Consider the following 25,480-nt stretch of genomic DNA (forward strand, 5'->3'; position numbering starts at 1 on the left):
TAAGTATTGGTCTTTGAATAAGGGGTGTAAATATGAATTTAGGTTATGAGAATGAAACGGGATATAAACAAAAAATTATAAAATTAAATAAACAGATTGAAAGATATAACGAAATTTTCAATTCTATGTTAGAGCCCTATATTAGGGTAGATGAGGAACTAAGGTTCACTTATGTGAATGAGGCAGCTTGTACTCTGTTGGAAACACCGAGAGAGCAGCTGGAGTTACTGAAGTTAACTGATTTTCTTCAGGTCATCCCTTTGACTCAAGAAGAATTCGGCTCACAAAGTAGTAGCGAGGAAAGAGAAAAGAAAATGATTCAGCTTCATACAGGAGCGCTAAAGCAAATTGAATTTTTGCGTATTGGAGCACCTTCCGAAGGACAGCAAATTTATCGTTTGGAGGATGTGACATTGGATGTTTCATCCTCCCGGGAAACATTAATGTCACGGCAGATGTTTTTGGACATTTTTGATACAGCCATTGAGAGCATCGTACTTTTTGATAGCTCTGGAATAATCATAGAAGTGAATCATGCATTTATCCATGTCCTGGGCATTCCGAAAAAGGATATTGTCGGAAAAAATATGACGGATCTCATTTCCCAAAAATATAAGTCATATTGGGAAGAAAGTATTAGAAGAGTCTTCAGTGAGTCGAACTTCAGAGGAGAGGTAGAGATAATAGTTCATGATGAGCCACATCCATTTATTTTTTCACTAAGTTCCACAGTCGGAAATGAATTATATATGTCGGTGTTTCGAAAGCTTACTGAATCGAATTTAATGGAAAAGAAGTTAGAGACGAGCGAAAGGATTTTTGCAGAATTATTTGACCAGTCAATGGATGCGATAATATTTTGGAATGATGACGGAATCATTTTTCGAGTAAATCATTCAGCCTGTAAAATATTTGAGTCTAGTAGGGAAGACTTGATAGGCAGTTATATTTGGAAATATGTCTACAGCAATAATCAACATTTTAATCAGATGATGGATACGTTTGAAAGAGACACCCAGGTCAGGGGTGAACTGATTTATAAAATGCCGAATCATCAAATTAAATTACTTGAATTAACTGCAAAAAAACATGAAGGTGAAGGTTATAATGTGACAATCTTTCGGAATGTCAGCGAGCGATGGCTGATTGAGAAAGAATTACGGGATAGTGAAAAGAAATTCAGGAAAATTTTTGAGGGAACATTAGATGGCTTGATTTTATGGAATGAAAAAGGGTTTACAGACATTAATGAGGCGGGACAGGGAATTTTGGGGATTTCGAAGGATAAACTTCTTTCTTTTACTGTTAAGGAGTTTATTGAAAAAATACCTGGGAATGCAGCTGATCTGAACGCTCATATTGAAAAAGTCTACAAACATGGGGTTTACTCATCTATCATCCCGATAATGTTTGAAAATGGAAGAGTTAAGCATATTGAATTTTTAACTAGAGAAAATTTATATTCGAGCCTGCATTTAACCATTTTTCGTGATGTGAGTAAAAATCTTGAAATGCAGGAGCAAATTCGGAAATCAGATACCTTAAATGTTGTTGGTGAACTGGCTGCAGGGATTGCCCATGAAATTAGGAATCCAATGACGGCTTTAAAAGGATTCATCCAATTGCTTGAGGACGGTGTCAAGGGTGATTTCTCTACATATTTTCATGTTATTACCTCTGAAATTAAGCGGATTGAAACCATAATCACTGAATTTTTGGTGTTGGCAAAGCCTCAAGCACTTAAATTTTTCAAACAAGATGTTCATACAATTCTGAAGGAGACGCTTGAGTTGCTTGCCGCTCAAGCTCTACTGGAAAATATTCAATTTGAGACGAACTTTGAAGAAGAAGAGTTTACTGTTTTCTGCGAAGCAAATCAGCTAAAACAAGTATTTATTAATATTATTAAAAATGCATTGGAAGTCATGCCGGATGGTGGTTCTGTTCGTATTAAGACGAGAAGATTTTCCGAGAAGTACGTTTGTATATCCATTATCGATCAAGGGATGGGAATCTCGACGGAAATGCTGAAAAAGTTGGGTGAACCTTTTTATACGACAAAGGATAGAGGGACAGGGCTGGGACTTATGGTTAGCTATAAAATTATTGAGGAACATAATGGCTATATCGAAGTGGAGAGTAAAGTTGAGAAGGGGACTAGCTTTCATATATATTTACCATTCGAGAGTTAAACAGGAGGATGAAGATAGGTTGCTTGCAATTTGAAGAGTAGAAGATGAATTTTCTTCCCCTATTTTGTTATTTTTTCAGAAAGCATAAGTAAGTCTGAATGTTAAGAAGGAATCCCTCTTCGATGGATTCCTTTTTTGAATTTCATCCCTCAACGCTAATTTCATTGAAATTAACGGAGGACTCAAATTTAGAATCTAATTGAGATTTACAGGTTTAATGTAAAATCCAACGGTTATTGCTTGCCATTTTGTTAATGAAGTTCTATCTTTCCTTGAAGTGAATGAATCTCTTTAAGGCACTCTATTAACTTATTACTTATTGATAATTTCGTTCTAGTTTGCTATGGTGGTAAACTGTCGAAGTATTTTAGCAAGTAACAAAACAGTGAAAATTAAATATGAATAATATTGGCTCAAGGTTCAGAGTTAGCAGTATGTAAATCTATTTAAGACTTAGGATCCTAAATCAAAACAAGTAGATTATGATAAGAAATTCTCGTCATATCATGTCCGCTGAAGGGTCAGGCTTTATCGCAATTTAAGAAGTTTTGTCTTTTTTTGCGAATCTATTTACATATAAGGCATATTTTGTAATACTTCATTATTATAATGTAACTTTAAAAGGGCAGGAGTAGTGAGTGTTGTTATGAATTCTAGGAGTACTACGGAAATTTGTTCTGAAATTCGAATGAAGCGTTGGGAAATGATGGAGTTGGCAAAAATGTATGGGATGAGTCATGAGTATACCCTTCGCCAAAGCGAGCAACTTGATAAACTGATAAATGAGTATTTAATCCTTCAACATCATTCGTCAGTTGAAGTGAGAAATAAACGAGAAGAAATGGTTGTTATTGTACAGAAGCCCTTTAATGATGATTTTACATTTTAAATGGATCTGAATGAAATGACTTTGTAAATTAGAAATGGAAAAAAATAAAGGGGAGTAAACTCTCATATGGTGTATATATTTTTTTTCAATCCTGTTAGTAATGAACTAAGGAAACATAAGAACAAGGATGGAATATATATAAATATTTAAATGCGGAGAGAGAAGTCGGGCAGCTTTGTTTTAAGAGAGTGATGAACGTTGTGATGTGCTGTCTGCTTATATGATTTCAAAAGATTTGATACAAAGATCATTAAAAATAAGGGGATAGTTTATATTTATTTTTCTCTTAGTTTGGACAACTTGCAGAGGAGTGAACAGAGGAAGGCTCTGAGGACATTCTTTGTGTTGCAGGAAAAGTTCAATTTGGTTAAAAAGCTAGAAAAGTTCAATTAGTTGGTAAATTAGAGTGTTAGGTTTATATGTCGGAGTAAGTTAACTCAACAGAGGTACATAGTATTCTTTTATGATTGAGGGGTTCAATAACTATACCACTTTCTAAATATACAGAAAATTATAGGTGGTTACTTGTATGAAGGCAGCTTCATAGGTGTATCTGGCTTAAATGACAACTTTAAAAATATATCATTAGTCTGAGATGCAAAAACTAAAGGCTGACTCATTTTAAAGGGCCAGCCATGAATGCACGAGAATTATAAAATTTCCAATAATATAACCATAAACAATAGGCCGACAATGAAGGAATAGGTGGATGTGCGCTCATTTCCATCCCCATGGCTTTCAGGGATTAATTCTTTATAGACGATGAAAAGCATAGCACCAGCGGCGAAAGCGAGGCCGTATGGAACTAAAAAACCAATGTAAGAAGTTAAATAAAAACCTATTAGGCCTGTGATTATTTCGATGGTACCGGTTAAAGTGGCTATGATGAACGCCGTAAACTTTCCGATTTTTTGATTGATTAAAAACAAGGCGACAAGCAAACCTTCCGGAGCATTTTGCAGACCGATAGCAAAAGCAATTAAATTGCCCGTATCAGCCGCATCTGAGGCGTAACTGACCCCAACAGAGAGACCTTCCGGGATATTATGCAGTGTAATGGCTGTAATGATAAGCAAAGCCTTTTCATCGAATTGAATGCCACTTTTCGTATGACTGAGATCGATATGTGGAATGTTTTTCTCCATAATTGTTAATGTCATGACCCCGAGAAAAACCCCAATAACAAGCTGAATATACCCCCCAGTGGCTAAAGACTCGGGAATCAGGCTCAGTAACGAAGCAGCCATCATAATACCGGCAGTAAATGCCAGAAGCGTGTCTCTAAAGCGATGTGTGATTGAACCTTGAATGAACAAGATGGGTAACGCACCGGCCCCTGTAGACATAGCAGATAGGATGCTGCCTAATAAAATTCCACTCATAAATTTCTCCTTTGTATGGTACTTATCGTTACTTTTGTGTGTTTTCTGAGTGAAACAATAATTTTTTGTATTGAGATGATAAAAATAGGTTCCAGGAAAAACTCATTTGGTAGTACTGTAATTCTTTATGTGTTTTATTCTTCGGCATACCATTTTTTTAGAGTGAGATCAGTTGGTAGCAACAAACTGATGATTCCTAACAAAGGCAAGAATCCTACAAGCTTAATCATGGATGCGATTCCGATGACATCTGCAATTGCCCCCAATGAAACAGATCCTATGGCGCCCATTCCAAATGCTAGGCCGACGGTCAAGCCAGCCATTGTTCCTACTTTGCCTGGAACTAATTCCTGTGCGTAGATTACGGTAACTGAAAAGCTGCTCATAATAATAAATCCCGCGATCAATAATAGGATAAAGGCGGCTGTAGGCGGGACGAATGGCAACAGAGCGGTTAAAGGCGTACTGGCAGCGAAAGAAAAGAAAATCACGTTTTTACGGCCGAACCGGTCAGCAAGAGGTCCGCCAAAAAATGTTCCTACAGCCCCAGCAGCTAAAAAGGCGAATAGGAAGATCTGTGCGGATTTTATCGTGAATAAATGCTGCTCAATTAAATAAAAACTGTAAAAGTTCGTCATGCAAGAGACATACCAGGAACGGGCAAAAATAATGAATAAAATTAAGACCAGAGCTTTGGCCACTTTATGGGAGCGCTCTTTATTAATTACTTTAGCTGCAACCTTTTTCGGCTTGAAGTGCACCAGCTTTTGAGAATACCATTTGGCAATATACAGTAACAGCATAACGGCTGTAAAGGCAACTAAGGCAAACCAAAGTGCACCTTTTTGACCAAATGGAACAAGTACGATGGCAGTAATGAGAGGGGCAAGAGCTTGCCCGCTATTCCCACCAACCTGATAAATTGATTGTGCCAGTCCTCTCCTAGGACCTCCAGCCATGTATGCAACCCTGGAGCCTTCCGGATGGAAAATGGCTGACCCAAAGCCCATTAGAATGACTGCACCAAGGATTATAGTATAGTTTGGTGCAAGTGCGAGAAGGATGACCCCGATTAAAGTGCTGGTCAATCCAATAGGTAATGCATAGGGAAGGGGCTTTTTATCTGTATAAAAGCCAACTGCAGGTTGGAGAAGCGATGAGACGATATTCAAGCAGAATGCAATCATCCCTAGCTGTGTATACGTTAGAGACATTGATTTTTCAAGAATGGGAAACATGGCCGGTACAACGGCCTGAAGGGAATCATTCATTAAATGACATATTCCTATGATAATCATGATCTTCAGTGTCATATCTTTTTTTTGCGGTTCAGGTTTAATTGCTGTGATACTTGCCATATGTATATTTCCTTCTTTCTAAAATAAGAATCCTACATATTTCAATCATTCGTTCGTAAGTGTGCTCTGTATGTATTACACCCTTGTTTAAATCAATTGTTAGTGTTCGTAATGCCCAGCATATGAGAAATAAACTCATAAATGATCGTATTACTCCAAGTTGTCATTTAATATGGGTAAACTAATAATAACTGTTGTACCTTTTAAAGGTTTACTTGTAAGCTCGATCGTTCCATTAAAAAGTTCAATAATTCGCTTGCACACGAAAAGACCTAATCCAGTTCCTTCTTTTTTGGACGTGTAGAATGGCTCGAACACTTTACTGATGTCTTTTTCATTCAGCCCATGCCCAGTGTCGATGATTTCTATTTTTGCCTTTTCATTTTCTCTGTAAATTTGTATGGTTAGCTTTTTGCCAAGCTCCATTGCCTCCAGGCCATTTTTGGTAATATTAAGAATGACTTGTTTGAGTTGGTCCTTTGTACAATAAACCATGATTGGTTCCTTTACGATGTTCCATTCCACCTCAATATTTAAGTAACGTGCTTCGGATTCTATTATTGGTCTTAATTCAGCAATAATACTGCGAATATCGTATAAGGATAAAGTATGTACTATGGGTTTTCCTAAAATTAAAAACTCGCTGACAATGCTATTTATTCGTTCAATTTCTTTCATGATGACAGAATAATAAAACTGGTCTTGTTCTTCAGGGTGTTTTTCAACAAGTAATTGGACTAGTCCCTTAATGCCGGTGAGGGGATTTTTTATTTCATGTGCAGTACTAGCCGCCAGTGTACCGACAAAATCAATTTTCTGCATTTCGTTTAATTGCTTTTGTTTTTTCTTCTCTCTACGAACGATTTGTTCCTCCACAACTGTATATATCATGTGAGTAATAAAGAATGTGAAAAAGACAAAAATTAAAAAAACATTCATGTTGATGGTGTTAAGCTGGTCGGGCATTTTAACGGAAAAAGTCCAATCTACTTCAGTCAAAGGAACATTCACCCATGTTGAATTTCCAGTAACTCCTTCGGCATTTATCTCCAGAATGCGAGTTTTATTGCTCGTTTCTAGTTTCACCGATTGATTAGGGATAAGCATTTTTAAACCATTTTCTATATAATCCAACCTAATATGTGCTAATAAAAAACCTTGAACCTTTTTGTCTTTATCCAAAATAGGGGCGAAAATGGTAAAATAATTAAAACTCGAGTTATTTAGCTCCCTCTTCCCAACAACAACGGCTTTTTGGGTTTCAACTGCCTTGTCTATATCATCCTGTTCAATTAAAAAGTAATGGAGGAAATCCTTATTTGTCCCTGAAATAGAAATGCCATCTTGATTTAGCCAATATACTCCTGCGTACCTCGGATCTGTATCTTTAATCCAGTTCATAAGGAGTTTTGTTTTTTTATCCTCCATATATAGAACAGAACTGCTAAGACTAAGCAGTTCCAGATTTTCTTTCGTTTCACTGATAACTTCGTCTATGTATTCTTGACAAACTGATCCAACCCATTCAGCTTGATCTTGTCGCTCTTTATGGATGGATTGTTCTAAGTACATCCAAAAAATGATAGATAGAATAATTAATGGTAAAATAACAATAAGCAGATATGTGGTAAATTTATGCCTAGTTTTCATGATTGTCACTACTTTAACTTTTTTTTCTAGTATATCAAACTGTATGATTAAACAATAGTACATACTGATTAGTCAAATTGACAAAGAAGCCGTAATGTCATATAATAACTTTTAATTCAAGATATTTTAATTAAAAATTTTAAGGTTGTGAAGTTATGGAGAATAATAACATCCAACAGTCTTTAAAGCTGTTTATTGTGATGTCGAGAGCTCATCGGTCCATTAATGATGTTGTAAATAAACATATAGCTGAAGAGGGTTTGAATCCAACAGAGTTTGCAGTACTAGAATTGCTTTATCATAAAGGTGATCAACCTCTTCAGCAAATAGGTGGAAAAATCCTGCTCGCGAGCGGTAGTATAACATATGTCGTGGATAAGCTCGAACAAAAGGAATATCTACAGCGGATAGCATGTAAAGAAGACCGCCGTGTAACTTTTGCCAAAATAACGGATAAGGGAAAGGCCTTTATTGAAGGAGTATTTCCTGAGCATGAAAAAAGAATCGACGATATCATGAGTGTTCTTACAAAAGAGGAAAAGGCTACCGTGATAGAATTACTAAAAAAAATTGGTTATTCCGCTCAAAAGTAGCTTATTAAACCAGCACCTTTAATTAATAAATTAGGTGCTGGTTTTTTTTTCGTCGTTTTATCGATTTTCTCGCACAAATAAACCTGTGGGTTTACCTGGTTTGGTTAGCACATACAAGGTGGAACATGGCTAGGGAAATCCGTTTTTGTTTCTAGGTATAGGCAGGTTTTTCTTTTTACTGTGGCGAATTTAACTAGATCACGATAACCATTAAAAGGAGGATGTATAAGACGGCTTCTATTGATGGTAATTGTGGTATTTAGGCAAATGTCTTAGATAAAATGTATAAAAAGGAGTGTACATATGAAATTTAATGAGTATGAATATAAACGTCCTGAAATGGATGAAATCAAATCGAAGTTCACGAAAGTTTTGGAGAAGTTTAGGGATGCACAAGAAATAGACATTCAAGTGAAAGCGATGGAAGAAATAAATGAAATTCGAAATTATGTAGGTACCATGTTAAATTTGGTCTATATTCGACATTCCATTGATACAAATGATGAATTTTATAAAGCTGAGAACGACTATTTAGATGAATTCTCTCCTGAAATGGAGGAGCTGACTTCCATATTTTATACTGAGCTTGTTCGGTCGAAGTTTCGTCGGGAGCTTGAGATGAAATGGGGGAAACAACTGTTTGACCTGGCAGAGGCCCAACTCAAAACGTTTTCACCTGAGATTATTCCGCATCTGCAAAAAGAAAATAAACTATCAAGCGAATATTCACAGTTAATCGCCTCTGCAAAAATTGAATTTGAAGGAGAGGAGCGTACACTTGCACAGCTTCAGCCTTTTATGGAGTCAGCGGACCGTGAGTTAAGAAAAAATGCAAGTGAAGCATATTACAGCTTCTTTGAAAAACAACAGGCAGAATTGGATCGAATATTTGATGAACTTGTGAAAGTACGGCATGAGATTGCGACTATGCTAGGGTATAAAAATTTCGTCGAGCTCGGATATAATCGAATGACAAGGACTGATTATAATGCGGAGATGGCTGCTGCATTCCGTAAGCAGGTGAAAGAGGATGTGGTACCGCTTGTTACCCGATTGAAGGAACGTCAGCGTGAACGGCTTGGATTGGAGAATCTATGCTATTTTGATGAAAATTTTCAATTTAGAACGGGGAATGCGATCCCTAAAGGTGATGCGGAGTGGATCATCGAAAATGGCAAAACGATGTACCGTGAACTTTCAACTGAAACGAATGAGTTTTTTAATTTTATGATAGATAACAATTTGATGGACCTTGTGGCGAAGAAGGGAAAAGAAAGTGGTGGTTACTGTACCTTCATAGAAGATTACAAAGCTCCATTTATCTTTTCAAATTTCAATGGGACCTCCGGAGATATAGATGTTTTAACACATGAGGCGGGTCATGCATTCCAAGTATACCGGAGCCGTGACCACGATATTCCGGAATATTACTGGCCTACATATGAGGCTTGTGAGATCCATTCGATGAGCATGGAATTTCTTACATGGCCATGGATGGAGCTGTTTTTTAAAGAAGATACAGAAAAGTATAAGTTCTCTCATTTAAGTAGCTCACTTGTATTCCTGCCATATGGGGTAGCTGTGGATGAATTTCAGCACTTCGTCTATGAAACTCCCGACGCCTCTCCACTTGAAAGAAGACAGGCGTGGCGTAAAATCGAGAAGGATTATTTGCCTCACCGTGATTATGAAGGAAATGAATTTTTAGAAAATGGAGGATATTGGCAGCGTCAGAGCCATATCTATCAGTCTCCATTTTATTATATCGACTATGCATTGGCTCAAATCTGCGCCTTCCAATTTTGGAAAAGATCAGTAGAGGGGGATGTGGCGGCTTGGGAAGATTATTTGAATCTGTGCCAACTCGGAGGCAGCAAGTCTTTCCTTGGTCTCGTAGAATCGGCGAATCTGAAGTCACCATTTGCTGATGGGACAGTTCAGTCCGTGGTCAAGGTGATCGATGAATGGCTTTCCTCTGTCGATGATCAAACATTATAAAAGGTGATTGAGCTGAGTTTTAAGTGGAAATATTTTTTGTAAGTATCACAATAAATTCCATGATGAGCCACAACTTAATCGTTGTGTTAAAACGCTTGAGGATATTTTTCCTTAAGCGTTTTTTTACGTTCCCTGCCAGTGAACTAACATGTATCTATTGTTTTAGGCTATTAGATACTATTCATTTCTCATTTACTTAGTGCTGTGTTTAAGGTTAATGTTCTTAGAAAGTTTAAAAGAGGCAGCTCTAAAATAAGTCTACTTTATATATTGTTTGAAAGAGTTTAATATCAACAAGATTATTTTACAGAGCCTAAATCAATAGGGAATATTACTTGGCTTGTCTTAAATGCCTCCACCTGACATATAAATGTAGGGAGGAGGGGAAAGTATGCTGTCAAGGTGGTCAGGGATTTTTCAGATTGCAGCCGTTTATGTAGGTACAGTCGTTGGAGCTGGTTTTGCAACTGGAAGAGAGATTGTCGAGTTTTTTACCCGTTATGGCATTTATGGCTTTATCGGGATTTTAATAGCAGGTTATATTTTTATTTTTACCGGAACGAAGATCATGCTTATTTCTACAAGGATAAGAGCTACTTCTTATGAAGAGTTCAATCAATTTTTATTCGGTAAGAAGTTAGCAGGAATCATCAATATCTTTTTCCTTATCATGCTGTTAGGTGTGACGGCCGTCATGATTTCGGGTTCAGGGGCAGTTTTCGAGGAACAACTTGGTGTTCCTAAAAGTGTGGGAAGCTGGTCTACCATCATCTTGGCATCATTAGTTCTGATGATGGGGATGCGCGGCGTTTTTACAGTCAATTCTTTTGTTGTTCCAATCATGATCTGTTTTAGTTTGATTCTCTTTTTCTCTACTTTGGGAAATGGTGACTTTTTGTCTTTTCTTACGCAAGTTCCTGATGAAGGGATTTCCTTGAAAATGATTTTCTCCCCATTTGCATATACAGCCTTTAACCTGGCTTTAGCGCAGGCCGTTCTGGTTCCAGTTGCCAATGAAGTCCGCGACGAAAAGATTATTAAGCATGGGGCCATCCTTGGTGGTATCTTTCTCACTATAATCTTACTAACTGGGCATTTTTCACTTATGACACTTCCAGATGTAGCTAGCTATGAAATTCCTTCGGCGGTTATTATGAGAACTGCAGCTGGGCAGTTATATTGGATGTTTATTTTGGTGATTTACGGGGAAATCTTCACTTCGGTTATTGGGAATATTTATGGATTACAAAGGCAAATTAGCAGCTATGTTAAAGTACCAAGCATGCTAATCATAGCTATTATTTTTTTAATAGCTTTGATCATCAGTGAATACGGATATGGAAGGCTATTAGGATATATCTACCCGGTATTTGGATACATAAGTCTGCTTTTTTTAATGCTAGTCTGGAAAAGCAAGGCAGGGAAGGAGAAATGAAAAATGGAGGGAAAAGAAGGTATGAGCTTTTCCCTCCGTCTGGATTCAATGAATTATTATTTTTTCATCAGAGTTTTAGCCATCTCTAGAAAGGCATCTCGGTAATCTTGATTCCTCTTAGTGAACATTGTTAAGCGGACAGGAGATTTTTCACCTTTGAGCAAAATGGATGTAATCACATCATCCCCTCTTACGACTTCAAATCCCGACCCGTTATCAACGTCAAGTGCTGGATCCTCAATTGTTTCTGAAAAACTTTTCAGTTGGGTTTGGACATTTTCTTCGACTTCATCCCAATTAACATCACCCGTTAATAATTCAATTCTCATAAAAATGGAGTCATCTGTAGTTAGGAATACTATATCTTTACCTGGTTTCTCAGCACTTAACTTATATTGCTGCAGAACATAGAGGCTGAATGGTTGATTATCGCTATTTTTTAAGAAAGCTGTTTCTTCTTTAGCCTGCCCATTACTTGTATATTGCAGATTTTGTTCCATTAGTCTTACTTTGTTGTTATGGTCGGAACTGCTATCATTGCCATTAGAAGCACCGCCTTTGTTCTCTTCCTTCACTGAATCTTCCTGTGGCTCAGCCGTCTTGTCATCTGTGGTAGTCCCACAGCCAGTCAGCAGAAATGCAGCCAATGTGGCTCCACCTAAATAAGGTGTCCAATTAGTCATCTTTTTTCCTCAACTTTCTTGAATGTTTTCTAATGTGTGTTAAGTGATTTCATGCCTTCCAAAGGTCTGGTGACGAATCAAATTTTATATATAGACGGTATGAAATGAAAAAAAGTTACAAAAAATAACAGATTTGAACGAATTATTAATTAACTAAATTGAAAACGGAATGGTTTGAGAAACCATTCCGTTTGATTACGTTAAATTACCCTATGATTTTATAGTTCTTATGATTGACGACCGTTTTCTGTTCAAGTTCTAAATCACGGTAATTTTCCATATACGTGACGTCCACGATTACTGAGTTCTCGTTCACTTTCTCGACGATTCCTTGTAAGCCTTCTCTAAATTCAATGATATTTCCGACTTCCGCTTTCTTCATGGTAATCATCCTTTCCCATTTCATTTTCAATGATCAAAAAGTAACTATGGAGTAATTGGATTATTCGAACATCTTGCCGTTTAGATTTTGACCTGGGGAGTGCAAGTAAGAGAATTAGATATCTCTTCGGTCGGCAGAGCAGTAGGTTGAACTTTTAAAGAAAGTAAAAATTGAATAAAGCAGTAGTAATGATATGGCATATTTTGGTATCTTATGTAAGCGCAGCTATGCCAACCTGTATGTAAATAGGTGGTATTTAAAATGCCAATCAATTTACATTATGATATTTTACTATACAGTTTGCACTATTTTGGGTGTTTCGTAAAGAATAATGTAGTAAAGTAAGGAACAAAAAAATCTAATTTATATTTAGAGTTAGGCTTATGTTAAAATAGAAACGGAATTTCTCCTGTCTGATTATTATTGAAACGTTTAAAAATTAAGGAGGATATTAGAATGGATGCTCAAGAAGCGAAAGATGTACTTGATAAATTGGCAAACCGTGAAATGGATGAATTCAGGATAAAAAAGGAAGACTTTTTAGGTTTTCGTGAAGTGCTTGTGAAAAGAGAAGACTTTAAACATTTTCGAGGAAATGCCCAGCATAACGGTGAAATAATTTATACTTATTTAGAAGAAGCGAGAAGTTAAGGGAATGGATATTAGGGGTGGCTCAGTATGATGAGCCACCCCTTGTCCTATTTACCAAGAAAAATCCGTTTTTTTTCTTAATTTAAGGAGGGCGGATTTACGCCATGATTTGACGGCTGCAGTGGTTACCTGATACATATCAGCAATTTCGGATATGGTTTTATTCCCAATAAATGTCTGGAGTAGCCACCGTTGCTGGTTTAGTGTCAAGGTTTCCGTATAGATTAAGATATTTTCTAAAACGAAAGCCTCTTCATGTATGGTAAAACGGTCCTTAACTTCAAGGATAGCGGAATCAAATGGCCTGGTATGTGTTTCATATTTATGATGACGCTTTAGCTCGTTAATGATCCTGCCTTTTATTACGGTATATGCAAAGTTCGAGAATTTTCCGTTTTCTTCATTGAACTTCTCATATGACTCCCATAAGGCAATCAAACCAATTTGAAAAAAATCATCCTTATTTTTATAGATTGAGAGAGAGCGGATAATGTGATGAATCATAGGGGTGAATTCAACCGTTACAGCTGAGAAATCTTCCATTAGGCTACACCTTTGGAAAAGTGCACTTTACATGTATTCCCGGGTGCTTTTACCTTAAGTAATTCTCCCAACAATAGCGAAATAGCCTAATGGGAAAATGGATGAAATAAAAGATGAGTTTTATGAATTTAAATAGTAATTTAATCAAGTGAAATTTATAAGTATTGTAAGGATTTTTGTATGTTCGGGATGATCAAATAAAAACACATCCAAATGCTTGGATGTGTTAAATAAATTTACTAATTCATTTTCCGACAGGTTTTCAGATCCGGTTGATGACTTTTCATCTTCATTCAAAGTAAAGCCGTAAACATATGAGGCTGTTCTTTTCTTTTACCAGATAATTTTCTCACTATTAATTATAAAAGTTAGTAATAGATAGTGGTCAACTTTCTCGAGAAGTTGAAGATTAGTCTGGAATTTTACCTAGCGGGAACTAATACTAAGAACAGATATGTACCCATTTAACCTTTTGTATTTTAGGTGAGATCTAGCAAAAAAAATTCAGGGTGATGTATTTTGTTAACGCTGCGATTTACGGAATCCAGCATTTAGAGCGTCTTGTTCGGTACAAAAAAGTTCTTCTGGTTTAGTTATTTCGTAATATTGGCCAGTAGGTATGTGATAGATTTTATCGCCCTTAGAATTTATATTACCTTTAATTTCAGGTTTACTGCAAGATGAGCTTTTAGCGTTCTTTTTCTCTGTTACTACTTCAGTATTCGAATCATCAAATCCTTTTGAGGTTGCATAGTTTTCTATCGACCAGATGCCTATTTCTTCTTTTTGGGCTTGTTTCTGAATACCCTCTAATTCATCAATATATTTTGTGTTCGGGGCATAAACATAGGCGACACGGGCTAGTCCTTTTTCAAGCAGGAGTTTATTCACCATTTTTCCATCTACATAAAAATAGGCCAGCAGCCGTCCATATTTATCTCTCTCACTGATGCCGGTTTCTACTTCGACTTCCGAGCCTGCAGGCATTAACTCTTTGGTGAACTTGCTTGCTTCAGGTCCAAAAGGCTGAACAGGCTTAGAGGGATGTACGGTTTCTGGTGTATCTATTAATAGAAGCCTGACCGTTTCTTCATTTCCACTCGGTAGTTTAATTTTTACTGTATCTCCGTCGATGACCCTGACAATCTTGGCCGTGAACGTCTTGCCTTTTTCTTCATTTGAAGAATCGCTGCTGGATTTTGTGTCTGAATTGGACGTCGAATCCTCTTGTTTAGTTGATTCATTAGTTAAGTTATCTGATACCTCCTGGCAGCCAACTAAAGTGATCATGCAGATGGCAATCAGGAGAAGCACATGCAGATAAGAATGAGAAAAGGAATTACGGTTCATTATTAAGCCTCCAGTTCAAAGATATTTTCCATGTAGTCATGGATATGTGGGCAGGAATAATACTAACCTATTAAAATGGGAAAGAAAATGAAAACTCATCAAGTTTTTACAAACTTTACTATCTACTATGACGAATGTTTCTTATAATAAAATCGTGGCAAATCATTCTCGCTACGGTTCGGATGACGGTCCAACTCATTCTCGCCGGTTATGTATTGACGTATATATTTGAAAATCCAAACCCATTACTTTCTATAGGGTTTTTATGTGCGATGTCCCTTTTCTCAATCCATAATATTTTTAAGCAAATATCATTTACGCTTAATAAGAAAATCAAACGAATGGTTATTCTTAGTATGCTGACAGGCCCCTTGGCCGCTTTGTTTTATTTTAATCTAGTCGTCATTCATTTCACTCCATGGTATGAGCCGCGGTATTTTATCCCGATTGCAGGAATGATTGTCGGGAATGCGATGACTGGAGTTACATTAGCGTTAAAAAACCTGCATGACGGGATTACTAGTAATCGTGAAAAGGTAGAAGCAATGTTGATGCTTGGAGTCACTCCAGCAAAAGCGGTCAAAAAATATGTCGATGCAGCATTTGATTCAGCCGTGCTGCCCACCCTGAATAATATGCTCGGTATGGGAATTATTTTCCTTCCAGGAATGATGACAGGGCAAATTCTGTCGGGGATCAGTCCACTCATCGCAATTGAGTACCAAATTGCCATACTTATTGGTATTCTCGGCAGTGTTTCGTTAACTGTGATTCTTTTCATTATGCTGAGTTTTAGAGCTTTTTTTACCAAAAATGCACAGCTATCCATTTAAACATTAAGGAACCTGCAAAGTAATAGTTGCAGTTCTATCCATATTTTTGTACTATTTTTTAGGTACTAGATAGTTTTGGTTTGTTTGTTGGGTATGATAATGCTATTCTGAAAAGGAAGAGGGCATTTCTTTTTTCGTTACTTTTTCTAACCGAATAGGGAATACCACTTACATAACCTATTTTTTGTTATTTTATCTTAAAGGAGATTGATTTATATGGTAGAAAAAACATTTACAGTAACTGCAGAAACAGGTATACATGCTCGTCCAGCTACATTGCTTGTACAAGCTGCCGGAAAGTTTGATTCAGAAATTAACCTTGCACATAAAGAGAAAAAAGTGAACCTTAAGTCTATTATGGGTGTAATGTCTCTAGGTATTGGTAAAGGAGCAGAAATTACTATTTCTGCTGAAGGAAGCGATGAAAATGATGCTCTTAAAACACTAACTGACACATTGAACAGAGAAGGATTAGCAGAATAATGTCCACTTTGATAAGTGGAATAGCAGCTTCTAACGGAATAGCCATCGCTAAAGCCTATCGACTAATTGAACCAGAATTATCAGTTGAAAAAAGAAGCATAGAAGATGTCGAGGCGGAAATATCCCGTTTTAAGGAAGCTATTCAAAAATCAACAGTTGAATTAAAAGTAATAAGGGATAAAGCCGAACAGGATTTAGGAGCAGATAAGGCTGCCATTTTTGACGCACACCTACTTGTATTGGCTGATCCGGAACTTATAACTCCAATTCAGGATAAAATTCAATCGGAAAACGTCAATGCTGAGTTTTCTTTACATGAAACTGCAAGCATGTTCATTACTATGTTTGAACAAATGGATAATGAATATATGAAGGAACGTGCTGCAGATATTCGTGACGTTACGAAACGGGTGCTGTCGCATCTTTTAGGCGTACATATTCCAAATCCTAGCATGATTGCTGAAGAAGTGATCATCATTGCTGAGGATTTGACGCCTTCTGATACAGCTCAATTGAACCCAGTTTACGTTAAAGGATTTACGACCGATATCGGTGGACGTACATCTCATTCAGCAATTATGGCACGTTCATTAGAAATCCCCGCTGTTGTTGGGGCTAAATCGGTAACCGATTCCATTGTAAATGGCGATTTGATCATTGTAGATGGCTTGAAGGGTGAAGTGCATATTAATCCTACCCCTGAACTCGTGAAACGCTATGAAGAGGCCCAGGAAGCCTATGCTTCACAAAAAGCTGAGTGGGCGAAGCTAGTTCATGAACAAACGGTTACACAAGACGGTCATCATGTTGAACTGGCTGCCAATATCGGCACGCCTAAGGACCTAGAAGGTGTTCGCCAAAATGGCGGTGAAGGAATCGGCTTATATCGGACGGAGTTTCTTTATATGGGCAGAAATGACTTTCCAAGTGAAGAAGAGCAGTTCGAAGCATACAAAACTGTACTGGAAGGTATGGCAGGAAAGTCTGTTGTCGTCAGAACGCTTGATATAGGCGGAGACAAAGAGTTGCCATATTTACAGCTTCCTAAGGAAATGAATCCATTCCTTGGATACCGCGCGATTCGTCTCTGTTTAAATGAGCAAGAGATTTTCCGGACCCAGCTTCGTGCCCTGCTTCGGGCAAGTATCTACGGAGACTTAAAGATCATGTTTCCGATGATTGCTACATTGTCTGAATTCCGGGAGGCTAAAGCCATCTTGGCAGAAGTGAAGCAAGAATTACTTGATAATGGTGTCCAAGTTGCTGAGAAAATTGAGGTCGGAATCATGGTTGAAATTCCATCAACTGCGGTTATGGCAGACATTTTTGCTAAGGAAGTCGATTTCTTTAGCATAGGCACGAACGACCTGATTCAGTATACAATGGCTGCTGATAGAATGAATGAGAGAGTTTCTTATTTATATCAGCCATATAATCCAGCGATTCTACGCCTGGTTAAAATGGTCATTGATGCAGCTCATAAAGAAGGAAAATGGGCTGGAATGTGTGGCGAGATGGCAGGAGATGAAGTAGCTATTCCAATTTTAATCGGAATGGGTCTCGACGAATTTTCCATGAGTGCCACTTCGATTCTAAAAGCACGCTCCTTGATTAGCCAACTTTCGCTTGATGAGATGAAAAAACTGTCTCAGGATGTTTTAGTGATGGATACAAATGATAAAGTGAAAGAAGCTGTACTTAAAGCAGTAAATATATAATCAAAAAAGTCAGCACTTCATCCACAGAGAAATCCTCGGATGAAGTGCTGTAAAATTTTATATTACTTTTTTTTAAAAAAATGTTTAATGAAACACCATGTGGGTATATAAAAGCAAGCACAGTTGTTTAGCTCGATTAGAGCAGCTGACATTCTCATTTCCCCCTTTGACGCCGGTTGGGCTTCCCAACCGGCAATTTTTTGTGTGTTTTAAGAGAACTTCAAAAAAACACACGAAAAATGATTATTCAGATTTTTCACTTTTCGAATGAAACGATATAATGAAAGTATGTTTTAATGAAAATGGGGGATTTGGAATGGACTTACATTTGCAAAAGAAAAATGCTTTGATTTTGGCTTCAAGCCAAGGATTGGGGAAGGCAATAGCGGCAGAACTAGTTAAAGAAGGAGCCAATGTCATGCTTGCCAGCCGTGATGAAAAAAAACTTGCGGCTGTGCAAAGAGAATTATCACAGCTTGGGGCAGGCAAAGTGGCTTATATGGTAACGGATATAACAAAACCTGTAGATATTAAAACCTTAGTTGAGCAAACTGCAGTAGAATTTGGGGGTATTGATATCCTTATTAATAACGCTGGAGGTCCTCCAGGGGGGGGCATTTTCTGATTTCAATGATGAAGAATGGCAACAATCTTTCGAACTGAATTTACTGAGCTTCATTCGGACGATTCGAGAGAGCCTGCCATATCTAAAAAAACAAGGTGGTAAAATTGTTAATATTGCTTCTTCGTCTATTAAGGAGCCGATTCCAGGACTTGTATTATCGAATACATTCCGGACTGCAATTGTTGGATTATCAAAAACGTTAGCTTCTGAGTTAGCTCCAGACCAGATATTAATCAATACGGTTGGTCCGGGTAGAATCGCAACAGACCGCATTCAGCATCTTGATCAATTTAATGCAGAGAAACAGGGAGTCACTACTGAAGAAATTACTGAAAAATCGATAAATAAAATCCCTCTTGGCCGTTATGGGGAACCTGAGGAATTTGCGAGATTCGTTACTTTCCTTGTCTCAGGGGCTAATACATACTTAACTGGCCAGTCCTATTTAGTTGATGGAGGCATGGTAAAGTCTATTTAATAAAGTAATTAATATAAGTAGAATTGAGGAGATTGGTCTTGACGAAAATGAACACAGTAATCGGATTTATTGGTATAGGAGTAATGGGAAAAAGCATGGCCGGAAATCTACTAAAGGCAGGATATGAGGTATATGTCTATACTAGGACGAAAGAAAAGGCAAGCAATCTAATCTCTCAGGGGGCAAAATGGGCAACAACACCTAAGGAAATCGCACAGCAAACTAACGTAATTATCTCCATGGTTGGATACCCAAGCGATGTCGAAGAAATATATCTTGGTGAACATGGGCTTATCGAGAATGGAAAAAAGGGTACCTATTTAATTGATATGACTACCTCCACGCCTTCTTTGGCCGTAAGAATAGCCGAAGAAGCGAAGAAAAAAGGCATGGAAGCACTTGATGCCCCCGTTTCTGGAGGGGATATCGGTGCAAGGGATGCGAAACTTACCATTATGGTCGGCGGAGACATTAAGGCCTTCGAATCTATTCAGACAATTTTTGATATCATCGGCAGCAATGTTGTCTATCAAGGTCCAGCGGGATCGGGACAGCACACGAAAATGTGTAATCAAATTGCAATTGCATCTAATATGATCGGGGTTACTGAAGCGATCTCTTATGCCAAAAAGGCAGGTTTGGATCCAGACCGCGTTCTGCTGAGCATATCATCGGGGGCTGCCGGAAGCTGGTCATTGTCTAATCTTGTACCTCGAATGGTAAAAGGTGATTTTGAACCTGGTTTTTATATCAAGCATTTTATTAAAGATATGAAAATTGCACTTGATGAAGCGGAAAGAATGGGAATGGATGCTCCTGGATTAACCTTGAGCAAATCCTTATATGAGAACCTTGCAGAAGCTGGAGAGGAAAATAGCGGTACTCAGGCTTTATATAAACACTATAATAATTAAAGTGCTACCTTCTCTTTCTTATGAATAAGCTGAAAGCGACAGCCTTTACAAAAAGGAGCGATCGTTTATGGGCGAATTCGATGACATTAACATGAAATTTCAAGAATTAGAAGATGGCCGATACATTGTTCGGATTGAAGGTTTTAAACGCGAAAAAACCATTAACCAAACAAAGCCCATTCGATGGGAGTTAAAATTAATGAATGAAAGTCCACTAATTCTGCCGGTGAAATTCAGCCATATTGAAACAAATGCCGGTTTCCAGATTCTGATGCGTGAGTTAAAAAGTTTAGGTCATTCGAAGCCGCGTTCCGCAAAGGAATTTGAAGAAGTGATGGCAGATTTACTTGGATCGATCGTTGAGGTGAGCCTTACGACAACAAATAAGGAAGAAGGTTATCGCGAAATTCGGTTTTTACGGAGATTATATTAACCAATAAAAAGTTTTGTGGAGAATTGTTAGTAGCATGAAAATTTTTAAGAATAGGAAAGTGGCCTTCAATAGTTCAATCAATTGAAGGCCACTTTTTTGTTCAATTATTCTTAAGTAAAAAAGCTTCAATACGGTCTAAAGCCATTTTCAGAGTTTCCATTGAATACGCATATGAAATCCTAAAGTACCCTTCACCTAGTGAAGAAAAAGCATCACCGGGGACTACAGCCACTTTTTCCTGTTTCACAAGTTTGAGACAGAATTCAAGTGAAGAAGTGAAACCTTCAGGCAGCTTCACAAAGAAGTAAAAGGCACCATTTGGTTTGACTATTTCTAAATTCATTGCTTGTAAGCGGTTGTATACGTATTCTCTTCTCAGGGCATACTCGGACTTCATGGGAAGGGCATCATTCTTGCCTGCTGTTAAAGCAGCCAAAGCAGCTCTTTGAGAAATGGAAGAGGCACAGGTCACATTATATTGATGGACCTTTAGAATATGCTGAGAGATAGCTACAGGCGCAAATAGAAGGCCAATTCTCCAACCAGTCATCGAATGAGACTTGGATAAACCGTTTAAGACGATGGTTTGGTCCTTTAAATAAGTGGCAATCGATACATGTTTTTGATCAAATACGAGCTCGCTGTATATCTCATCCGCCAAAATGAAGATATCTTTGTCCCGTACGAGCTCGGCGATATCCTTTAATTCGTCAGCAGACAATGTGACTCCAGTTGGATTTGAAGGATACGGCAGAACGATGCATCGTGTATTATCAGTTATGTATTGTTCAATGATATCTGCAGTTAAACGAAATCCATTTTTGGTTGTATCCGCATAGATAGGGGCTGCTCCACACATTTTGATAATCGGTTCATAGCCTGGATATACAGGGCCAGGGAGTATCACTTCATTCCCGGGGGTGAGAATGGTCCGGAATGTAACGTCGATACCCTCGCTTGCACCTGAAGTTACTATGACTTCATTCGCTGGATCATAGGTAAGCTGGTATTTATCTTTTACATATTCAGATGCGGCTTCCCTTAATTCTAAATAACCGGCATTATGAGTATAAACCGTATAATCATTATCAATAGCTTGTTTGGCCGCTTCTTTAATATGCAGCGGGGTTGGAAAATCTGGCTGTCCTATCGTTAAGGAAATGGTTCCTTCGATATCAGCGACCATATTGTAAAATTTACGGATTCCTGATATTTGAACTTCTTTTACTAGAGGGTTTACTAAATGCTCCATCTATGAATATCCTCCCTTTTCATACTTCATGAGATTATGTACTATGTTTGACGGATTCACTCTATTTTATCATTTAGTTTGGATGGGGGAGAAATACTTTTTGAGATTAATGAAATAAAGGTATAATGAGAATTAAGAAAATTTTGAGGGTTGATACATATGATAAGGACTTGTGCTATAACTTCAGATCAGGAAGTCAATTTTGATTTGCCACTAGTGGAAATGAATAATCCGGATATTGAGTGGTATTGGGTAGATTTTTCAAATCCTACAGAAAAGGAAATTGAACTTTTATCGAGTCATTTTCACTTTCATCCGCTGGCTATTGAAGACTGTCTGGATGACTTTAACCAGCGTCCAAAAATGGATTTTTATGAGGGGTACCAATTTATTGTTATACATGCTCTCAGGCAAAAGGTCTTTAGAGCTGTCGAACTTGATATGTTTGTGGGAGAAAAATGGTTAGTCACATTTCATAAGGAGGAGCTGCTTGAACTTGAGACGGTGTGGAAGGAAGTCCATCAAAATAACATGCTAAAGCAGGGTCCTTTTTTTCTAATGCATAGATTGATTGATCGGATCGTCGATGAATTTTTTCCACCTGTATATAAAATGGAAAGCGAATTAAGTAGTATCGAGGATAATACCGAAAATGAAACCATTACAGACTTGATGGATCAGTTATTTGATTTACGTACGGATATGTCAAAACTTCGCCGAACTATACTACCGATGCGTGATTTACTTTACAGGATGATTTCGTCCGAGCGGCTTAATTATTTAAAAGATCAGCATCTGTATTTTAATGATGTTTACGATCACCTACTTAAATTAACCGAAATGTTGGAATCATACCGGGATTTTTCATCTGATATCCGGGATAGCTATTTGTCTGTTAACTCTAATAATATGAATTCGACGATGATGACTTTGACTGTCATTACTACCATTTTCATGCCGCTGACTTTTATAGTAGGTGTGTATGGGATGAACTTTCAATATATGCCCGAATTAAACTGGCACTATGGCTATTTCCTGGTCCTCGGAATGATGGGGGGAATTGCGCTGATGATGTTTTTATACTTTGTTAAAAAAGGTTGGCTGAATCCTAGAAAAAGATCAAGAAAGAGCTAAAAATATCCAGCTAATCAGCTTTTTTCAATGAAAGCTATATTAATTTGATACTTTATTTTGATATAATAAAAAAAGAATAAAATACCAAATTTATGAATATGAGGTGTTTAAATGGAAGTTGGGGTTGTTGAAAGCCCAGTGGAAAGAGGAGAGTATGCTGGATTTTGGCTGCGCTTTGGCGCGAATATTATTGATGGTATTATAATCGGGATACCTACCGGAATCATATCGGTTTTTGTAAGTATTTTTTGGAGTGGCGCGATGATGGAATTACAGGAATCGACAATCGATCCTAATTACGAGGCATCATTGAGTGATATATTCGTTTTCCTGGCAGGAGCAATTATCATTCTATTTTTATCTTTACTTATAAGCTTTCTTTATTATACTTTATTACATTCCTCGAAATGGCAAGGCAGCGTCGGGAAAATACTCCTAAATATTAAAGTGACGGATTTAAATGGAGGACGAATAGGGTTTGGTAGAGCTACAGGGCGTTATTTTGCGACGATCATATCAGGGATGATCTTTTATATCGGCTATATCATGGCAGGGTTTACATCGAAAAAACAGGCACTTCACGATATGATTGCAGGTACGGTAGTAGTCAAAAAATGATCATGGAAAAAAGGGGACTCTGATATGAGCTCCCTTTTTTTGTTTGGCTTAAATAGATAATCTCTTCTTGATTCTATTTTTCTTACCATTGCACTAAACAAAAGACGAAAGAAACCGAATTATTAGGTATGAGTTCATTTATAATATCATCGTAGGTCTATTTGACCAAAAAAAATATTATTTTAGATAATGGTATATATGAAAAAGTAAGGGAAGGGCGAGATAAAGCAATGGAAGCAAATAAAGGGATTTTACTAGAAAGTGGAACGAATGAGCTAGAGATTGTTGAATTCGGCATAGGAAAGAATAAATTTGGCATCAATGTAATTAAGGTAAAGGAAATCATTAATCCAGTACATATCACGCTTGTTCCTCATTCACATCCAAATGTTGAAGGAATTATTGAGCTTCGCGGGGAGGTACTACCGGTTGTAAATGTAGCGGATGCCCTAGGATTTCCAGCATCGGGAACACCAGAGCAAGATAAATTCATAGTCGCTGAATTCAATCAGCAAAAAGTGGTGTTCCATGTCCATACGGTGACACAGATACACCGCATCTCTTGGACTCAAATTGAAAAGCCTTCGGATATGTATCAGGGATTGGAAAGTCAGATTATCGGTGTAATAAAATTAAACAGTGAAATGATTTTATTACTTGATTTTGAAAAAGTAGTGGTTGAAATCAATCCGAATTCAGGAATCAGCGTCCAGCAGGTTAAAAAGCTGGGTCACCGGCAAAATTCAGAAAAGAGAATACTTATTGCAGAGGATTCTCCATTACTGAGAAAGCTACTGTTTGATACATTGTCAGAAGCGGGGTTTAAACACCTAGTGTTTTATGAAAATGGGCTAGATGCATTAAATTATTTAGAGAGTTTGATCGAATCAGGAAAGCAGGTTGTTGAAGAAGTGCAATTGGTGATTACTGATATTGAGATGCCTCAAATGGACGGTCATCATCTAACTAGAAGAATCAAGGAAAATAGCGAACTTACTGTATTGCCAGTTATTATTTTCTCCTCATTGATTACGGATAGCCTGCGCCATAAAGGGCAAGTTGTTAGGGCTGATGCACAAATCAGCAAACCTGAAATCGCTGCTCTAATAGATTTGATAGACAAATTTGCTTTATAGCATTGGAAAACGGGCCGAGGGTGTATAACCTCTCGTCCCGTTTTTATTATCCAATTTTTACCCTTTAATACTTGGAACCTTTTCCTAAAAAAGAGGAGGGGAATGGATTATGAAATGGCTGCTTGACCGGGCCCCGTCCGTAAGGCCTTTTCTCAGTATTGGTAGAGTTCGGCTTCTTTTCACCTGCTTGTCCAACGTAAGATTGTAAGATTTGCTTTGCCTTGGATAATGACAAGGAGGCTTTAGGGTTCCGTATGGATGCTGCCCGGCTGCCGAGGTGGGGTAGATTTTTCAAGTCTTCCTTAGTAGGAGGTAGGTGAAAAACATATGATCCGCATTCGACAATTACGTCGGATTGTTGTGCGGCAAAGCGAGGGTTATCAGAGAAATGAAGTCCAATCTTCTTCGCTTTTCCTTCTTGCATTAGCTTGTTTAATGCAAGCCGTTTTAAATTATATAAATTTTTAGGTTCCAATGCAGTCTTCGCATGTTTATTTACAATAAACACGGCCTGGGCAAGGGAGTTAATCGAAAACTCATCCATTTCAGAATGTCCTTTCGTGTGGTTCATTATAGAAACTCCTTTTCTTCATAAGGTGAGAAGGAAAGAAACAGGCTTCCTTCAATAATTTCCTGCTTTTATAGTAATAATAAATAGAGACGGTGCCTACGAGCCTGATTATAATATGAAATAAATGCATTTACATCTCTAGGGGATGACAATCCATTCCCAACACTTTACCATCTATG

General features: G+C 37.6%; 23 protein-coding genes and 1 pseudogene. 15 read left to right on the forward strand and 9 right to left on the reverse strand.

The genetic code is table 11. From position 1 onward, the window contains the following. The first annotated feature begins 32 nt into the window (after window positions 1-32). A complete protein-coding gene (locus tag AKG34_RS05355) occupies window positions 33-2,192 on the forward strand; it encodes a PAS domain-containing sensor histidine kinase (RefSeq protein ID WP_053345124.1) in 2,160 nt (719 codons plus the stop codon). Window positions 2,193-2,838: 646 nt separating this feature from the next. Continuing rightward, on the forward strand, window positions 2,839-3,081 hold the full coding sequence (locus AKG34_RS05360; RefSeq protein ID WP_053345125.1) for an aspartyl-phosphate phosphatase Spo0E family protein: 243 nt from the start codon (window positions 2,839-2,841) through the stop codon (window positions 3,079-3,081). A 650-nt stretch (window positions 3,082-3,731) separates the two neighbouring features. On the opposite strand, the gene AKG34_RS05365 is transcribed toward AKG34_RS05360, so the two are convergent. From AKG34_RS05365 to AKG34_RS05375, 3 genes are all read right to left on the reverse strand, one after another. After that, on the reverse strand, window positions 3,732-4,463 hold the full coding sequence (locus AKG34_RS05365; protein ID WP_053345126.1) for a ZIP family metal transporter: 732 nt from the start codon (window positions 4,461-4,463) through the stop codon (window positions 3,732-3,734). A gap of 134 nt (window positions 4,464-4,597) precedes the next feature. Next, window positions 4,598-5,821 carry an MFS transporter gene (locus tag AKG34_RS05370; protein ID WP_053345127.1) on the reverse strand — a complete coding sequence of 408 codons (1,224 nt, stop codon included), beginning with the start codon at window positions 5,819-5,821 and terminating at the stop codon, window positions 4,598-4,600. A gap of 150 nt (window positions 5,822-5,971) precedes the next feature. After that, window positions 5,972-7,471 (reverse strand): ATP-binding protein, encoded by a 1,500-nt coding sequence (locus tag AKG34_RS05375; protein ID WP_053345128.1) that lies wholly within the window; start codon window positions 7,469-7,471, stop codon window positions 5,972-5,974. Between the two features lie 155 nt (window positions 7,472-7,626). Here AKG34_RS05375 and AKG34_RS05380 point away from each other — a divergent pair, with 155 nt between their 5' ends. From AKG34_RS05380 to AKG34_RS05390, 3 genes are all read left to right on the forward strand, one after another. Next, window positions 7,627-8,064 (forward strand): MarR family winged helix-turn-helix transcriptional regulator, encoded by a 438-nt coding sequence (locus tag AKG34_RS05380; RefSeq protein WP_053345129.1) that lies wholly within the window; start codon window positions 7,627-7,629, stop codon window positions 8,062-8,064. 303 nt (window positions 8,065-8,367) lie between these two features. Further along, complete coding sequence (locus tag AKG34_RS05385) at window positions 8,368-10,062, forward strand: M3 family oligoendopeptidase (protein ID WP_053345130.1); 1,695 nt, start codon at window positions 8,368-8,370, stop codon at window positions 10,060-10,062. Window positions 10,063-10,453: 391 nt separating this feature from the next. After that, window positions 10,454-11,497, forward strand: coding sequence for a YkvI family membrane protein (locus AKG34_RS05390; protein WP_053345131.1), 1,044 nt, complete (start codon window positions 10,454-10,456; stop codon window positions 11,495-11,497). 56 nt (window positions 11,498-11,553) lie between these two features. Here the strand turns inward: AKG34_RS05390 and AKG34_RS05395 are convergent, their stop codons facing one another. Further along, the gene (locus tag AKG34_RS05395; protein ID WP_152952243.1) at window positions 11,554-12,180 is read right to left on the reverse strand and encodes a DUF8580 domain-containing lipoprotein; all 627 of its coding nucleotides are present in this window, start codon (window positions 12,178-12,180) and stop codon (window positions 11,554-11,556) included. A 205-nt stretch (window positions 12,181-12,385) separates the two neighbouring features. Beyond that, the gene (locus tag AKG34_RS26565; RefSeq protein WP_082527747.1) at window positions 12,386-12,562 is read right to left on the reverse strand and encodes a YkvS family protein; all 177 of its coding nucleotides are present in this window, start codon (window positions 12,560-12,562) and stop codon (window positions 12,386-12,388) included. A 456-nt stretch (window positions 12,563-13,018) separates the two neighbouring features. Here AKG34_RS26565 and AKG34_RS05400 point away from each other — a divergent pair, with 456 nt between their 5' ends. Continuing rightward, window positions 13,019-13,213: a protein YkzS gene (locus tag AKG34_RS05400; RefSeq protein WP_053345133.1), complete on the forward strand. Its 195-nt coding sequence runs from the start codon at window positions 13,019-13,021 to the stop codon at window positions 13,211-13,213. Between the two features lie 51 nt (window positions 13,214-13,264). Here the strand turns inward: AKG34_RS05400 and AKG34_RS05405 are convergent, their stop codons facing one another. Both AKG34_RS05405 and AKG34_RS05410 read right to left on the reverse strand, forming a co-directional pair. Beyond that, complete coding sequence (locus AKG34_RS05405) at window positions 13,265-13,756, reverse strand: sigma-70 family RNA polymerase sigma factor (RefSeq protein WP_053345134.1); 492 nt, start codon at window positions 13,754-13,756, stop codon at window positions 13,265-13,267. Between the two features lie 522 nt (window positions 13,757-14,278). Beyond that, window positions 14,279-15,106 (reverse strand): thermonuclease family protein, encoded by an 828-nt coding sequence (locus AKG34_RS05410; protein WP_053345135.1) that lies wholly within the window; start codon window positions 15,104-15,106, stop codon window positions 14,279-14,281. A 134-nt stretch (window positions 15,107-15,240) separates the two neighbouring features. Here AKG34_RS05410 and AKG34_RS05415 point away from each other — a divergent pair, with 134 nt between their 5' ends. The 6 genes and pseudogenes from AKG34_RS05415 to AKG34_RS05440 all read left to right on the forward strand — a co-directional run bounded on the left by AKG34_RS05415 (window position 15,241) and on the right by AKG34_RS05440 (window position 20,590). Continuing rightward, window positions 15,241-15,939, forward strand: coding sequence for an ABC transporter permease (locus AKG34_RS05415; protein WP_053345136.1), 699 nt, complete (start codon window positions 15,241-15,243; stop codon window positions 15,937-15,939). Between the two features lie 216 nt (window positions 15,940-16,155). Next, window positions 16,156-16,422: a phosphocarrier protein HPr gene (locus AKG34_RS05420; RefSeq protein ID WP_053345137.1), complete on the forward strand. Its 267-nt coding sequence runs from the start codon at window positions 16,156-16,158 to the stop codon at window positions 16,420-16,422. After that, window positions 16,422-18,140, forward strand: coding sequence for a phosphoenolpyruvate--protein phosphotransferase (gene ptsP, locus AKG34_RS05425; RefSeq protein WP_053345138.1), 1,719 nt, complete (start codon window positions 16,422-16,424; stop codon window positions 18,138-18,140). The genes AKG34_RS05420 and ptsP overlap by 1 nt, the downstream gene beginning before the upstream one ends. 316 nt (window positions 18,141-18,456) lie before the next feature. After that, window positions 18,457-19,243, forward strand: a pseudogene (locus AKG34_RS05430) (SDR family oxidoreductase). A 47-nt stretch (window positions 19,244-19,290) separates the two neighbouring features. Beyond that, window positions 19,291-20,157, forward strand: coding sequence for an NAD(P)-dependent oxidoreductase (locus tag AKG34_RS05435; RefSeq protein WP_053348006.1), 867 nt, complete (start codon window positions 19,291-19,293; stop codon window positions 20,155-20,157). A 67-nt stretch (window positions 20,158-20,224) separates the two neighbouring features. Further along, window positions 20,225-20,590: a hypothetical protein gene (locus AKG34_RS05440; protein WP_053345139.1), complete on the forward strand. Its 366-nt coding sequence runs from the start codon at window positions 20,225-20,227 to the stop codon at window positions 20,588-20,590. Between the two features lie 100 nt (window positions 20,591-20,690). On the opposite strand, the gene AKG34_RS05445 is transcribed toward AKG34_RS05440, so the two are convergent. Continuing rightward, on the reverse strand, window positions 20,691-21,842 hold the full coding sequence (locus AKG34_RS05445; RefSeq protein ID WP_053345140.1) for an aminotransferase A: 1,152 nt from the start codon (window positions 21,840-21,842) through the stop codon (window positions 20,691-20,693). Window positions 21,843-22,001: 159 nt separating this feature from the next. On the opposite strand from AKG34_RS05445, the gene corA reads away from it, so the two are divergent. The 3 genes from corA to AKG34_RS05460 all read left to right on the forward strand — a co-directional run bounded on the left by corA (window position 22,002) and on the right by AKG34_RS05460 (window position 24,730). Beyond that, entirely contained in the window at window positions 22,002-22,976 is a 975-nt protein-coding gene (gene corA, locus AKG34_RS05450; RefSeq protein WP_053345141.1) for a magnesium/cobalt transporter CorA, read from the forward strand. A 111-nt stretch (window positions 22,977-23,087) separates the two neighbouring features. Next, entirely contained in the window at window positions 23,088-23,594 is a 507-nt protein-coding gene (locus AKG34_RS05455; RefSeq protein ID WP_053345142.1) for an RDD family protein, read from the forward strand. Window positions 23,595-23,824: 230 nt separating this feature from the next. Further along, window positions 23,825-24,730, forward strand: a complete 906-nt coding sequence (locus AKG34_RS05460) for a chemotaxis protein (protein ID WP_053348007.1) — start codon at window positions 23,825-23,827, stop codon at window positions 24,728-24,730. A gap of 64 nt (window positions 24,731-24,794) precedes the next feature. Here AKG34_RS05460 and AKG34_RS05465 read toward each other — a convergent pair whose 3' ends face one another. After that, complete coding sequence (locus AKG34_RS05465) at window positions 24,795-25,301, reverse strand: YkyB family protein (protein ID WP_053345143.1); 507 nt, start codon at window positions 25,299-25,301, stop codon at window positions 24,795-24,797. Window positions 25,302-25,480: the final 179 nt, after the last annotated feature.

Source organism: Peribacillus butanolivorans (genome assembly GCF_001273755.1).
GTDB classification, from domain to species: Bacteria; Bacillota; Bacilli; order Bacillales; family DSM-1321; genus Peribacillus; species Peribacillus butanolivorans.

Coding starts and splice junctions, on each gene's coding strand:
- AKG34_RS05355 (WP_053345124.1), top strand. CDS start 33: ATGAATTTAGGTTATGAGAATGAAACGGGATATAAACAAAAAATTATA.
- AKG34_RS05360 (WP_053345125.1), top strand. CDS start 2,839: ATGAATTCTAGGAGTACTACGGAAATTTGTTCTGAAATTCGAATGAAG.
- AKG34_RS05365 (WP_053345126.1), bottom strand. CDS start 4,463: ATGAGTGGAATTTTATTAGGCAGCATCCTATCTGCTATGTCTACAGGG.
- AKG34_RS05370 (WP_053345127.1), bottom strand. CDS start 5,821: ATGGCAAGTATCACAGCAATTAAACCTGAACCGCAAAAAAAAGATATG.
- AKG34_RS05375 (WP_053345128.1), bottom strand. CDS start 7,471: ATGAAAACTAGGCATAAATTTACCACATATCTGCTTATTGTTATTTTA.
- AKG34_RS05380 (WP_053345129.1), top strand. CDS start 7,627: ATGGAGAATAATAACATCCAACAGTCTTTAAAGCTGTTTATTGTGATG.
- AKG34_RS05385 (WP_053345130.1), top strand. CDS start 8,368: ATGAAATTTAATGAGTATGAATATAAACGTCCTGAAATGGATGAAATC.
- AKG34_RS05390 (WP_053345131.1), top strand. CDS start 10,454: ATGCTGTCAAGGTGGTCAGGGATTTTTCAGATTGCAGCCGTTTATGTA.
- AKG34_RS05395 (WP_152952243.1), bottom strand. CDS start 12,180: ATGACTAATTGGACACCTTATTTAGGTGGAGCCACATTGGCTGCATTT.
- AKG34_RS26565 (WP_082527747.1), bottom strand. CDS start 12,562: ATGAAGAAAGCGGAAGTCGGAAATATCATTGAATTTAGAGAAGGCTTA.
- AKG34_RS05400 (WP_053345133.1), top strand. CDS start 13,019: ATGGATGCTCAAGAAGCGAAAGATGTACTTGATAAATTGGCAAACCGT.
- AKG34_RS05405 (WP_053345134.1), bottom strand. CDS start 13,756: ATGGAAGATTTCTCAGCTGTAACGGTTGAATTCACCCCTATGATTCAT.
- AKG34_RS05410 (WP_053345135.1), bottom strand. CDS start 15,106: ATGAACCGTAATTCCTTTTCTCATTCTTATCTGCATGTGCTTCTCCTG.
- AKG34_RS05415 (WP_053345136.1), top strand. CDS start 15,241: ATGTTTCTTATAATAAAATCGTGGCAAATCATTCTCGCTACGGTTCGG.
- AKG34_RS05420 (WP_053345137.1), top strand. CDS start 16,156: ATGGTAGAAAAAACATTTACAGTAACTGCAGAAACAGGTATACATGCT.
- ptsP (WP_053345138.1), top strand. CDS start 16,422: ATGTCCACTTTGATAAGTGGAATAGCAGCTTCTAACGGAATAGCCATC.
- AKG34_RS05435 (WP_053348006.1), top strand. CDS start 19,291: ATGAACACAGTAATCGGATTTATTGGTATAGGAGTAATGGGAAAAAGC.
- AKG34_RS05440 (WP_053345139.1), top strand. CDS start 20,225: ATGGGCGAATTCGATGACATTAACATGAAATTTCAAGAATTAGAAGAT.
- AKG34_RS05445 (WP_053345140.1), bottom strand. CDS start 21,842: ATGGAGCATTTAGTAAACCCTCTAGTAAAAGAAGTTCAAATATCAGGA.
- corA (WP_053345141.1), top strand. CDS start 22,002: ATGATAAGGACTTGTGCTATAACTTCAGATCAGGAAGTCAATTTTGAT.
- AKG34_RS05455 (WP_053345142.1), top strand. CDS start 23,088: ATGGAAGTTGGGGTTGTTGAAAGCCCAGTGGAAAGAGGAGAGTATGCT.
- AKG34_RS05460 (WP_053348007.1), top strand. CDS start 23,825: ATGGAAGCAAATAAAGGGATTTTACTAGAAAGTGGAACGAATGAGCTA.
- AKG34_RS05465 (WP_053345143.1), bottom strand. CDS start 25,301: ATGAACCACACGAAAGGACATTCTGAAATGGATGAGTTTTCGATTAAC.